The following is a 12912-nucleotide window of genomic DNA, read 5'->3' on the forward strand; positions in this document are numbered from 1 at the left end:
GATAATGCGGATAAAAACGCTGCTAAAGTGGTCCTAAATCGCTATTTACGCGAATTAGAGCAAGCGGCATAAGTAATTAATCAGGTTCGGGCAGAGCCGTAGCGTCTGTGAAGTGAATTGCATTAGCGATCAGCAGCAGAAAGTAGATGATAAAGTAATTTATTATCGCCTGTATTCAGGAATCCCCGTTTAGGCGGGGAGCATGTCAAGCCACAGATAAAGCATTGAACAAGTTTAGGCAAACGCTCAATTACAATAATTATCGTGATAGTTACCATAAACACCTAACATAAATGTTGGTCTTGCTTTTAGAGAGTCGGACATCATTGCTAGTTCATATTGCTCTGTGATAAATCGCTTTATATCGTCTTCAGCGTTTAGATTAATGATTTTTTGCAGCATCCTCAGTCTCAGTCTTACATCTTCGCTAAACGGGCGACCTCGCAGCAAACTAATCGAATAATATCCGAATGCCACTTCTTCATTAGGGTTTAAACCTAAGCCTTGCTCGTAGATTTCACCTAGATAATAAAAAGCATTAAGATTGCCATGCCGTGTGTTTATATTGAATAGTCTAAGCGCTTCATTGTAATTCGTTTTCTTTGTGAAGTGCCCCAGGTTATATCGACCTAAAATACAAGTTAATATGAAATCATCATCATTTATTGCAAGAGACGTATAGTCTGTTACTACATCTTCTAACCTCGATATATGCTCAGGGCAGTTTTTTAAAGAATTTACGAAGGCGACCCTACTTGACACATCACCACATAAAATCTGAGCCTGATACTCTTGAGAAGGTTCGGACGAAGCATCAACAAACTCAACAAAATCGATAGGATCAGCATGGATGGACTTAGGCCAAGTAAGGCTTAAAAGAGCTAAAAGAATTATTTTATTCACTTTGATTAATTATGGGTGGTTATTGACATGGTTAAGCCTCTCGGGGCTGGGCAAGGCTTAACAGACCTAATGGTAACTTTCCTTTTTGTACTAAAGCGCACATTGCATGACCTGACACAATAAACACCTTGCCTTCGGTATATTTTTTTAGCGCTGCATTGGTAGTTTTGCCCGTATGAACAAATATTGCTCCTGCTGCTTTATGCTCTTCTGTTTTTTCTACTAAAGATTGAACATCAGCAGTTTTGACGTACCCCTTATAACGCTTAGCTTGCAGTAAGAATAACTTGCCATTGATATAAAAACGCCCATCAACGCCTCCATCACCAGTGTACTTTGAATTTCTCTCGATTTTAACGAATGAATTTCTATTTATCGAGGTCAATAGTAACTCTTCAAAAGTAAACGGGTCCATGCGCCTGACGTATGCAAACACTTGAGCAGGCAATTCAAAATTTTTAATTTTATGCAGGGCTGACTTGGAGCTTTCTACTCGCCACCTTTTATTTTTACTAGTATCGATAGTTAGGTAAATTACGCTGATCACCACAAAAACGACTAAGTAAGTGACTGGAAGATATAATGAGTAATTTAATGCTGGGACATACTGGTTGAAGATCGGCCCCATTAGGGTGAGTACGCTTTCATTTAGAACCGAGAGAAAGGACACGATAGAATTATTATCTGAAACCACACACCACCCCATCATTTTATATACTTATAATGTACTAGAAAAGTTAACAACCATCAAGGCAAATGTATAGCTACTTAGTTTTTTTATCGCCTGCCAGTAAGACTTCTAAAAACGTTCTTCGTTGTCGATGTTCTACCCTTTCGATCAGGCTTGCATCACCGATCACGACAAGGCTTTTTTTTGTTCTGGTCATTGCTGAATACAGCCAATTTGCATCAATTAATACACATTGGTATGGAATGACAACGATAACCAGGTCAAATTCTGCACCTTGCACCCTATGTGGCGTTAGTGCATAAGCCAAATCGAAACGTTCATTGAATTCGACAAGATTTAGCGTCAATGTCTTGCCTTGGATATTGACCTTTACCTCGTCGCCTACTATCACCGCTTTTCCGATCTGCCCGTTGAATAAACCCAGACGATAGTTAGTCTTATTTAAAATAACTTTAAATGAATTGCTTCCAGTTGAAGACTTAACAAGCTGATTTAGATTTCGGGTACCTAAAATACCATCGTGAATTGGTGTAAGGACTTGTAACTCTGCCACTTTTATACCACTAGAATTTGCACGCGAGATAGCTTGCTGGAGTTTACTTAGTGTGATTTGGTCGCTTATCGTTTGAATAACGCGAACGGTGCTATCTGAATATGAATCAACGACATCTCTCACTGAATTCGGTGCAATAATGTCAAGGGCCAAACGTTCGATGTTTGAAGATTTGTTTCGGTAATTACTTTTTAAGTGAATTTGACCAAAAGCGTTGCTGTGTACAATTGATGTAAAGAACGCGCCAGGTTGTATTGATAAAACCTGCCCGACATCCCCAGCCAAAACTATTCGAACACCTATTGGTAATGCTCGTAGCAACGCTAACGCTAAATCATTGCTTATTAGCGTGGCCTCATCAACAATCAAATATTGACAGTTAATTGGATTAGACGCGTTTTTCTTTGGTATATAACTTCCATTACCATTATCTTGATACTCTAATAAACGATTTATAGTAAAACTTGAAAGGCCTGTTAAAACTTGTAACTTGTTTGCCACTACACCTAACATCGAACACAAAACAATATCGCTCTTATCAATATTAATGTCATTTTGAAGAAAATTGACTAATTCTTTGATGACCCGAGTCTTGCCTGAGCCAGCATTCCCATTGATGATCGTGATTGGATTTTGAATGGCGCTGAGTATCGCTTTGTTTTGCTCACTATCGAGTTCCCGCGAAGCTATGTAATTAATAGAGTTGGCTTGATGGGAGGTTGACGTTGAACTTAATCTAATCAACTCGTTAAAGATGGACCTTTCTAATTCATAATCATCTGTGTAACCAACACCACCTTTAAACAGTGTTACCGAGTCAATTTCTTTGTGAGCATACGCGAAGTTGATTTTTGAATATGTACTACCTGTAAAACGAGCTTTATCTATTAGCTTTTGTATGCTGCTACTCATTTTAAAATTTCATTTTTGTAAGAGAGTTTTCATGTTCAAAATCATGTTCACTCTCTATCATTTGTTTTATTGCATCTATCATTATTTCTTCATTATCAAAATTGAACAAATATTTGTAGTCTTCGTTTTTGCGCAGGTTAAGCATGAGAACACCATGGTCCTCTGTACCGTGTTTCCCGGTAACTGCCTTTACTTCGTCACAATCTAGCGAAAGCAACTCATAAACCTCATCGTTTTTAGTTTCTTCATAATCAATAGTTGGGTCAAAATACTTATCACCTATTTTTAAAAATGCATGCTCGACTGGCACCCCTCTGAGAATATAACCAATCACATATTTGACTTGTTTTGATTGTTCATCCGGCAAAAGGCTAACTATCATCCTCTGTAAGTGCATAGTGTTATAATGGCAATACGCATCCTTTTTGAACTCTTCACAAGCTTCGGTCATCCACTTTGGGCATTTATCGAGAACGACAAGCTTCAAATGAGCGGAATTGATTCGCTCAGTCTCAAATATGTACTTAATATCTTGTTCCATAAGCTACATCTTCAGGACTAAGGTTTGTCCGTCCAACACCTTAGATGAGCAAGTCAATATTTCATTTTCCTTATCAAAGGCCGCGAGGATGTCGTCACTATGTTTTACTGCTTCAGGGTTAGCAACCTTGCACTTACAAGCGCCACAATAACCGTCTTTACATTGGGAATAGATCTCAACACCAGATCTCTCCAATGCCTCAAGCACCGTCTCATCTTTGACTGGGTAAAACTTACCATTTACTTCTATAATCGCTGCCATTCTTACACCCCTTTAAATGCACCTTTCAAGTATCACAAAAGTTGATTTTGACGTCAAACTATAATAGTATTTTATCGGTGTTAATTAATAGGGAAACATAAGCTAATGGCTGAACTAACCAAAGAAACAATTGATAAATTCCAAGCAACATCTTCAAAGTTATCAATCAACCTTGATAAGCCACTATGTATGCGGGATCAAGTGGCAATTATCTCTGATGTATCCGGCGTCCAAAGACAGGACGTTGTTGATATTCTAAAAACGCTAACAAACTCAATCTATTTTCAGTTGATGAATATCAATCTGAACACAGTAAAAATAGATGGATTAATTACTTTTGAACGCGTTGTTAGAAAAGAGCGAAAGGCAGGTACACGTAAAATTAATGGCGGTGCTGAAATCAAGATACGTAGCCAACCAGCAAAACATGACATTATTGCCAAGCAGAATACAAGAATTCGTCTAAACGGGGTAAAGATTAACTCAACATGCGATAAAAAGTTAAGACAAACAATATCTAAAGACCTCGCTGTACCCGCCAAAAACTCGTAAAATAGTTGCTCTGTTCCCTATGCAGAGCAACTAATGATAGCGCAGTTATCAGCGCATACTCGCATTTAATATTTTAACCGCATCCACATCATCTGGTGACATTTTTTCGTTTGTCACCCCGGATAACCACTCATAGATAATCCTGTCACCATTATCGTCACCCTCAAAACCAATTTTTTCTGCTACTGGACGCAATTTTTCGTAACTAGCATCAATCTTATGCATTGAACGGTCTGCTTTAAGATTCTCGCTGAACTCGAAAATCTCACCAAAAGCATCTGCTAGTGCAGATTGTCTTTTTGATATAATTGTCGGGTCCATTTTTATTGTTATATCATTTAGGGCATTTACCAGTTTGTTGACACTTAACGATGCGACAGCACCTACAGCGCCAACGGTTCCTGCGGTCATTGCAGCATTTAGCGTTGCTTCGTTGTTTAAAAAATTACTGACCATCATTACTGCAGATGTTTGCGTATCACTTATATTCATATGTTGAAATACTGAAGCGATCTTCGCGCCCATCGCAGACACTGCAGTAACTGCACCTGAAGCAACCAGCGTTAGCGATGACTTGAGCATTAAGTCCTTAGCAGATTTAAAGGCCTCACTCTTGGTAAGCACCATTAACTCTGCCGCAGTATCCAACGAGATTTCTAAAGTTGCCTCAATTATCTCATCATCAAACTTTAGATCTCCTAATTTAACATCAGCCATAAAACCCCCTAATCAGATACACAATAAGTATATTTTAAATATAGCATCACCATTGTGTATTTGTAAGTGCGAAGTATTTAAACTAGACCTTTTTCGCTGTCTTTTTGAAGGTTTTCGGTTTAGATGTGGATCTTTTTGTAGAGGCACATTTTCTACAGGCAGTATACTCCTCACCTTTTGCATTAATTTTAATCAAAAGTTGTGTGTTATGTGTCTCACAAAGCTTTTCTGATAGTCTCGGCATTGCAGATATATCAATGCTGCCCGACTCAGTTGCACCGACTAAGTAATCACATTTCTCACACTTAAAATACTTTGGTTTGCCCGGTTGTGTATTAAGTTGAAGCATTGGCTTATTGCACACATTACATTTATCCTCGATATAGGTCTTCTCTGCTGGCACATAGGCGGTACCATCTTTGTTATACTTTTGCATGCACAGAGAACACGCTATAAATGCGCCATACTTCCCATTCATTGAAAATACATCGCCGCCACACTTACTACACTTGAACGCTTCTTTATTTTGTGATGTTTGTAAACTTAATCCTTTCATCTCATTGGCCAGAATAGAAAACTCATCAACCAAAAACTGCTTCCTTTGCAGTTTGCTACTCGCTATTGCATCAAGTTTAGCTTCAACATTTTGGGTATATCCGTAATCAAAAAAACTGAATTTTGATTGGTCTATAGCCTTGTACAACTCAATACCTAGAGGGGTTGGAACAAGCAATCTTGACTCAACTTTCACATACTTACGCATAATAATGGTCTTCATAATTGAAGCGTAAGTAGACGGCCTACCAACCCCTTTGCCTTCGAGGTCCTTTACTAATGCAGCCTCAGTGTATCGCTTAGGTGGCTTCGTCCGTTTCTCCTCCTGGTCGAACGTAATAGGCTTAATAACAGCCCCTTGTTCTAGCGGTGGCAACTTCTGATTTTCATCCTTCTCATCTTCATCAGACTTGTCATTTCCTGAAATTAACAACCAGCCCGGCTTGACGATTATTTCGCCTTTAGCTTCAAATGAAACAGGTTTTTCATTAACCTTTAACCTTGATATTAAAGTGACTTTCATCTGGTCAATTTCAGCTGATGAACATTGACTAGCTACAGTCCTTTTCCAAATTAACTGGTATAAAGCTTTTTCCTGCCCTTCTATGTCAGGATTGACATCAAATATATCACTTGGCCTTATTGCCTCGTGAGCTTCTTGAGCGCCTGCATTACCTTTATGTTCGTTTTTTGTCTCTGGCAATAGCCAGTCAACACCTTTTTTTTCTTGATATTTTGATATCCAATTTCTTATCGAGCTAATAGAATCCTCGGACAAGAAGACTGAATCCGTTCTCATGTAAGTTATCAGCCCTTTTTCATAAAGTTTTTGCGCCAACTTCATGGTTTCATCAGGTGAAATTTTTAACGCCACACTAGCGGCTTGCTGAAGAACGCTCGTAGTGAAAGGTGGGGGTGGTGTCCTTTTTCTTAGCTTTTGCTCAAGACTTGCAACTTTCAATTCAGGGTTTTGATTTAGAGCCACAGTCAACCTTACACTCAAGCCTTTATCATTCATGCGATAAGCTTTTGTATCTTTATAATCAGCCGGGGCGTTTAGCTCGCCGGTAAAGGTTGCTTTCCACCCATCAAACATCGCATGAATATAAAAATAACTTTCTGATTGGTGAGCATCAATGAGCATTTGTCGCTCAACTACCAACTTAAGCGCAATAGACTGCACGCGTCCGGCACTCACTGTACTCGATAGTTTTAATTGATTTAACATAGGTGAAACTGTGTAGCCAACCAACCTATCTAGAATTCTTCTCGATTCTTGAGCATGCACTAAATCTAAATCTATTACTCTTGGTTCGCTGATTGCCTTCTTTATGGCCGCCGAAGTAATTTCATTAAATACGATTCGCTTGCAATTGCTAGGTAGGTTGAAGACTTGCTGTAAGTGCCAAGCGATGGCTTCGCCTTCACGGTCCAAATCCGTTGCTAGGTACACATCAGAAGCATTGGCGACATCTCTTCGCAACTTCCCGACGACCTCTTTACCTCGCTCAGTAAGCTCATATTTAGCTTCCATGCTAACAGTATCAACACCCAGTTCGCGTGACGGAAGGTCACGGATATGACCCACTGAAGACCTTACAATCCATCCTTCACCCAAGTATGACTCTATCTTCTTGATTTTACCGGGTGACTCAACAAAAACTAATTTAGTCATAATTATGGCCTAACTGAAGCGTTCTTCTAATTCATTTTCTAAATCATCTTCATCGATTGACTCACCGTTATAAAATGCATTTAAAAACTCGCCACCTTCAGTCAAAGTCACTTCAAAAATTGTTTCCTCTAACACCGGGTCTATATATTCAATTGAAAAAACGTGTTGTTCATCTTCATACCAATTATCAAGGGCCAAGCGACACCCATTACCTTCGATAACGTAAACACCATTGAAGTCATCATCCAAATTGGCACCATATGATGCCAATAATTTTAGTAAGTTTTCCATATCAAAATCCTATGCGGTCTTTGCTGCCGTAGTATGTTGTACATGCGTTTTGGGATGCACTAACGGTGATTGCACATTAATTAGATTATTTTCGTATTGATTGATCCATGAGACACCATCGGCTTTAGTTTTGAATTTAACGCCCATTTTATATATTGCTCTCATAACTGAATCTAATTCATCTTCGTAAATCTCAAATTTATTGAATGATCTTGATGACTCAATATTTCTGTTATTTATTGCGTCCATAAACTCAGGATTATCAAGAAATGGTTTAGATTTTCTGACACCTGACGGCAACATCAACACATAAGAGTCTCTTTTAGGGGATATATGTATAGTTAACGCGCCAATATCGCTTCGTTTTTCTGATGTGCATATATACCCTTCCTTCGCGGTCCTTAAGTGATCTGCTGCTGTTTTATGATCATGAATAAAGACCGGCTTATGCATCATTTCTTTTACGGTTAAGTTATGCTTTAACATAATGGCCCGTTTTTCTAATCCATCTTCAGTTGTGTAGGTAACAGGCTTACCTAAGCCTTCATCCGCAGATTCTAGCGCCGCAGCAAAAAGGTTACCTTCGAGCATAACTGACTTTCTGAATACTGAGCCAGCTTGATATGAGTCAAACTCAGTGGCCAATGACGAGAATTCATCAAATACTGCAGCTTTGACAAACTCTTTATCTAAGGCCATAAAAAAACTGCCTAAATTAAGAATCATTTCTTCAGTATCACCAGGCGTGATGACTTTGAATGAATATTGTGAAGGATTATGTTCTGAGCCTTGTTGTGGCAGTTTTATATCCGTGATGACACAATCACCCTTTAAATTGAAACTCGAGTAGAAACTGTTAGGCAACTCTATAACAGAACCTATTTTCAATTTTGGCAATATATCGATTAGATATTCACTTCTACTTAACGCTTTATTGACTATATCTATAAGCGTGTTCCATGCCATCGGCTTGTATTGCGTACCTGAAGCATTGGCAAACAATCTGTTATTTCGGTCTAAAATTATACTGTCCAGTAAATCTTGATCGCCGTCGCATGCCTCTAATAAAAGCTTATCCATATTTGATGCGATGATTGTTGCTAGATTAGATAGAGTTCCATCAGTTACACGGCTATCGGCACTCAGTGAAGCGGTAGACGACTCAATTTTGTCTAGCACACGGTCAACATCCCATGGCTTGATCAATTCTTGATATTCTACTTCCACAATACTTACTGGCTCATCGAATATTGACGCATAAGAGTTTCTTTGCACGCCTTTGTATATTTGACGACTCACCTCCTTAGCTTCGATATCTAAAAAGGTTGGTTTTAATGGGTTTATGCCCTGATTATTTAATTCCACTATCTTGGCGTTATATTCTTTGCATAGTTCAGTGTAAACCCTCTCCTGCTCCAAATAAGGAAGAAGGATGAGTCTACCCGTTAACTTTCTAGCTAATGATTCAACACTGGATTTTGTAATGGTTTCGACATTGATATCATCAGGATTTAACCCTAACTTATGAATATAGTGTGGGTTTGCTTCAAGGTATTTTTGGCAAACCATATCACCCTCTTCGTTCAATAGATTTATGGTATCTAAAGATAAAGCACTGTCACGATTACTAGTCATATTGGCACTCATCTTTACGAGCGCATAGTTCGACATTGCATTCAGGCGTTCTTGAGCAGGTATGCCACAACTTAATGTACTTACCACCGGGTTGGTTACTTGACCTCTTCGATTCACGCGACCTAGCAACTGAACCCGATCTGTTACGTTTCTAAATACCTCAACCTCAATTAACCTACGGACCCTTTGATCTTTGAACGTTTTATCTGAATGAATACTCACACCATCGACCATCGCTTTGGTGCCGAGAATGACGTCTAAATCACCGTTATTGAATGCATTTCGAACGCTCAACGGCGACGGTTTATCGAATTTAACAAACTGATATACCCCGTCGCTTCGTAGATCTATTCGGATATTGCGCCCAGACACTTCAGCAAACGAATACCCTTCGGCCTCAACCTTATGCCTTATATTATCAACAGGCATAAAGGCTAAGTCAGGCATCCGATCAATCTCAAGACGAATCTCACGCACCAAATCATCAAATTGTTTAGCCTTTATCGGGTCCATCACTTTAGATACAGGTACTACTAGCCCTGTTTTTTTATCGGTTAAAGTTATCAGTCTGTTTAAAGCTACTTTAAATAAATCTCGGAACTGCAAAGGTTTATCTAAGCTGTAATCGCTCGGAGCTCTTCCTTGAGCGATGAGTTTTGTTTGTTCGTCATACATCATTTTATAAAACGAGTTGCCTGCAAACTCTAACGCTAAAAATGGCTTTTCATTTCTCTTTAGTGATTCAATTGCTTGTTCGGCCGCAAAATCACTATTGAGTGACAATACAAACTGTTTAGACAAGTTAGACAAAAGAGAGCCAAAGCCGGTTGAATTAAGCCCAATATCTTTGTTTTGTTTAGGTGATTTCCCTCCAGCCTTAAGTGCTTCTGCAAGTTTTTGGTTTTGCTCATTAACCACCCTGTTTAAACCACCACTGAGAATAGCTAACGCCTGAGCAACATTAGCAAATGAATCACTTAATTTAATATTCTCTGCCAAAGCAGATTCATTCTTCTTAGGTTCAATTGTGATTGTCGATATATCACTTTCCCTGCGAATAAACCCTCCATCGGACGCTAAGGATGCCGAGAATATTTCAAGCAATACATCGCCACCTTTCTTTACCGCTTGCTGAATAATTTCAGGTTCAATATTTCTTAATAATCGATGATACACTCCAAAGTTTTTCTCAGTTCTTGCCCAAGTCCCTGATGAGTACATTACATTTGAAGCATTCTTTAATACATTTAATATACGTGTGTTTGTATTCGAATTACCCGACGCCAAATGAGACTCATCTAAGTTAACGAACTTACCTATAGAAATTGCTTCTAGCCAAGAGGCCTTATCGCGTATCGCTAATTTCTGGCCATTCACTACTTCATACTTTGTCGCTCGGCTTAGCTGTGAATAAGTGACCATAAGTAAATTACAATCATCAGGAAACTTGTGTTGCTTTACTAGTGAGTTAGTTTGCAACTGATTTGCTTGCGCAACCAAATTACCTTTATCATCCACAATATTTGATTTTTCATTTACTAAAAATGGTTTAATTAAAGAGTCAGATTCAATGTTGACAATATCTCGCCATATATCCTGGAACAACGTCGCTTTTGACGTCATGAAAATTGCATTTTTCCCCTGCAAAATATTGTAGCGGATCATTGCGGCATTCACGCGTCCCTTGCCCTCACCAGTTTTGTCTCCATTTAGAAATCCTAAACCATTTTCATCGCGCCATATTGCAAGGCCAATAGCATCGATTTGTTCAGGTGAGAAGACTCTTTCTAATTGCTGTGGGGGCATCTGCAGTGCATTTCCAACAAATTCATCTATGTTTTCATGTGCAGAAAGAAAGCGAGTGAAACCCTGGCGAACAGCTGCACTTAAATTTTTTGGTATTTTTGAGCTTGCACTTCCAATTTGACTTAATGCGTTGTATTCGGATTGATACTCGTTGATTTGAATTTCTTTGGCTGAAAGGCTGTTAATTATAGACTCTAATGAGCTTACATCTTTGTATGTAAAGTTTTCCTTATTTCCTACCCATTTAATTAATTGCTCATTTGTATATATCGTGTTTAATTCGTATGGAATTGTGATGCTTGTTGCCGGAATTAACTTTCTTCCGTCAATTGAGTAGATCCGCTTGGCTTGAGCGTTTGCTGGGTTAAAATCAATGTTCGACGTGACATTGTAGTTTTTATAAATAAAATCATGGAAGTCTTTTGATTCTGGCTTCACATGACCTATGCCAGTGCCATTACCATCGACATTCACCATGACGATTGCCTTGCCATCGTCTTTAATAGAACGAAGTAATTCCATTGCAATTTTATGGTCATATCGATTAACCGCAATACCGTCAACCGAAACTGATGATGCAAGGTTGCCTATTGGCGTGTTTAGCACCAAGCAATCTGCACTTTTACTTTCAATGGCCCCGTTATGTAGATCTCGCTGTGAAAAGCTAACATTATTGGGTATATACTTTGGAAGACCAAATTTAGATATACCCATTTCACCTTTATGGCCAACCAACTCCACTTTTAGATGTTCATCAAGGAATGGTATGCCGCCACCTACTGAGGCAAACGGGATTACAACTTTACTGCCTTTAGGCAAGTCTCGAGTAAAGTCACCAGCGACTTTACTTAATACTGGTAACGGTTCAGGTGTGTATGCAATATAGTCATTGCCTGTCAGTTCTTTAATTTTTACATTTGGTATGTTGGGTTTTATTTCGTTTAAGTGTGTGTACCTATTAACCAGCTCAATAGATTGCTCGTGCGTTAGATTTTCTGAACTAGCTTTTGCTGCTGCTAGTTTGGATGAAATTACAGTTTCTGCTGCCCTTTGAACAGCCATCATCAAAGGTAACCCTTTGTCTGTGCGTTCCTTTAGCTTAGTTACAGGGATATCAAACCAAACAGCAGCTATCTCTGCCACTTCGTCAAAGGTGACTTTTTTGTTTGTCTCTATGAGGTCATTTACTAAACCTTCTGCACATTCCAATATGCCATTTACCTTTGGTGATGAGTTGAATGCAACAGCATCAATAGCAAATAGATAACGCGGATTATCTGTGCCTCTTTTCCAATAGCTTACGGCTTGATCATCATTTGCACTAAATCGACCTTCAGCGTCCTGGTATACTTTTTCATCCAAGTAATTGCGACCAAGGTATGTGGATTGTTGCAGCTTCACCATTTCCGATTTTAAAGTGACCTCTGGCTCAACCTTTTCACTTGCCTGGATCTGTTTGTTGGTAACTTTTTTTAATTTTGGCTTATTTGAACTTGGTGAAGATAATGTTTCTTTCACTAACGTCCATGGTCTATATATAAAATCTAAAGGGACATCTTCAAGAGTAAGTGAAGGCCAGTAAGTTCTAAAAAGTTTCATATCTAGCCCTTCAACCTTTCCCCCCTCTTTCGAATATTTAGTTGCATAATACGTGTTTTCTGAGGTTGGCTTAAAACCTAACTGCTCTAACCCTTCTTTTGATCTTTGGTCTGTTAGAGCGCCCACCATAAGTAATACATGCCTTTTTGATGGCAAAACTGCGGGTACCAGGTAGCAATTGTGTTCATGAAAATGCAACCATTTCTTTGTTTTACTCATGA

10 protein-coding genes are annotated in these 12912 nt (G+C 38.9%); 1 reads left to right on the plus strand and 9 read right to left on the minus strand.

Annotated elements, in window-relative coordinates; all coding sequences use genetic code 11:
* Positions 1 to 246: 246 nt before the first annotated feature.
* From IEW93_RS05835 to IEW93_RS05855, 5 genes are all read right to left on the minus strand, one after another.
* Positions 247 to 903 (minus strand): SEL1-like repeat protein, encoded by a 657-nt coding sequence (locus IEW93_RS05835; RefSeq protein ID WP_188737892.1) that lies wholly within the window; start codon positions 901 to 903, stop codon positions 247 to 249.
* A gap of 31 nt (positions 904 to 934) precedes the next feature.
* Complete coding sequence (locus IEW93_RS05840; protein ID WP_188737894.1) at positions 935 to 1597, minus strand: restriction endonuclease; 663 nt, start codon at positions 1595 to 1597, stop codon at positions 935 to 937.
* A gap of 70 nt (positions 1598 to 1667) precedes the next feature.
* On the minus strand, positions 1668 to 3059 hold the full coding sequence (locus IEW93_RS05845) for an ATP-dependent DNA helicase (protein ID WP_188737896.1): 1392 nt from the start codon (positions 3057 to 3059) through the stop codon (positions 1668 to 1670).
* Position 3060: 1 nt separating this feature from the next.
* Complete coding sequence (locus tag IEW93_RS05850; protein ID WP_188737897.1) at positions 3061 to 3600, minus strand: hypothetical protein; 540 nt, start codon at positions 3598 to 3600, stop codon at positions 3061 to 3063.
* A gap of 3 nt (positions 3601 to 3603) precedes the next feature.
* Positions 3604 to 3861, minus strand: coding sequence for a 2Fe-2S iron-sulfur cluster-binding protein (locus tag IEW93_RS05855; RefSeq protein WP_188737900.1), 258 nt, complete (start codon positions 3859 to 3861; stop codon positions 3604 to 3606).
* Positions 3862 to 3966: 105 nt separating this feature from the next.
* Here IEW93_RS05855 and IEW93_RS05860 point away from each other — a divergent pair, with 105 nt between their 5' ends.
* The gene (locus IEW93_RS05860) at positions 3967 to 4413 is read left to right on the plus strand and encodes an HU family DNA-binding protein (protein WP_188737901.1); all 447 of its coding nucleotides are present in this window, start codon (positions 3967 to 3969) and stop codon (positions 4411 to 4413) included.
* A gap of 48 nt (positions 4414 to 4461) precedes the next feature.
* Here IEW93_RS05860 and IEW93_RS05865 read toward each other — a convergent pair whose 3' ends face one another.
* The 4 genes from IEW93_RS05865 to IEW93_RS05880 all read right to left on the minus strand — a co-directional run bounded on the left by IEW93_RS05865 (position 4462) and on the right by IEW93_RS05880 (position 12910).
* Positions 4462 to 5130, minus strand: coding sequence for a hypothetical protein (locus tag IEW93_RS05865; protein ID WP_188737903.1), 669 nt, complete (start codon positions 5128 to 5130; stop codon positions 4462 to 4464).
* An 82-nt stretch (positions 5131 to 5212) separates the two neighbouring features.
* On the minus strand, positions 5213 to 7360 hold the full coding sequence (topA, locus tag IEW93_RS05870; RefSeq protein ID WP_188737905.1) for a type I DNA topoisomerase: 2148 nt from the start codon (positions 7358 to 7360) through the stop codon (positions 5213 to 5215).
* Positions 7361 to 7369: 9 nt separating this feature from the next.
* The gene (locus tag IEW93_RS05875) at positions 7370 to 7651 is read right to left on the minus strand and encodes a hypothetical protein (RefSeq protein WP_188737906.1); all 282 of its coding nucleotides are present in this window, start codon (positions 7649 to 7651) and stop codon (positions 7370 to 7372) included.
* Positions 7652 to 7660: 9 nt separating this feature from the next.
* The gene (locus tag IEW93_RS05880) at positions 7661 to 12910 is read right to left on the minus strand and encodes a strawberry notch-like NTP hydrolase domain-containing protein (protein ID WP_188737907.1); all 5250 of its coding nucleotides are present in this window, start codon (positions 12908 to 12910) and stop codon (positions 7661 to 7663) included.
* Between the last annotated feature and the right edge of the window lie 2 nt (positions 12911 to 12912).

It is taken from the genome of Shewanella inventionis, assembly GCF_014641855.1.
GTDB classification, from domain to species: Bacteria; Pseudomonadota; Gammaproteobacteria; order Enterobacterales; family Shewanellaceae; genus Shewanella; species Shewanella inventionis.

What these genes read in the sequence shown, in the direction of transcription:
- IEW93_RS05845 (WP_188737896.1), bottom strand. Translation starts at nt 3,059, where the DNA reads ATGAGTAGCAGCATACAAAAGCTAATAGATAAAGCTCGTTTTACAGGT.
- IEW93_RS05850 (WP_188737897.1), bottom strand. Translation starts at nt 3,600, where the DNA reads ATGGAACAAGATATTAAGTACATATTTGAGACTGAGCGAATCAATTCC.
- IEW93_RS05855 (WP_188737900.1), bottom strand. Translation starts at nt 3,861, where the DNA reads ATGGCAGCGATTATAGAAGTAAATGGTAAGTTTTACCCAGTCAAAGAT.
- IEW93_RS05860 (WP_188737901.1), top strand. Translation starts at nt 3,967, where the DNA reads ATGGCTGAACTAACCAAAGAAACAATTGATAAATTCCAAGCAACATCT.
- IEW93_RS05865 (WP_188737903.1), bottom strand. Translation starts at nt 5,130, where the DNA reads ATGGCTGATGTTAAATTAGGAGATCTAAAGTTTGATGATGAGATAATT.
- topA (WP_188737905.1), bottom strand. Translation starts at nt 7,360, where the DNA reads ATGACTAAATTAGTTTTTGTTGAGTCACCCGGTAAAATCAAGAAGATA.
- IEW93_RS05875 (WP_188737906.1), bottom strand. Translation starts at nt 7,651, where the DNA reads ATGGAAAACTTACTAAAATTATTGGCATCATATGGTGCCAATTTGGAT.
- IEW93_RS05880 (WP_188737907.1), bottom strand. Translation starts at nt 12,910, where the DNA reads ATGAGTAAAACAAAGAAATGGTTGCATTTTCATGAACACAATTGCTAC.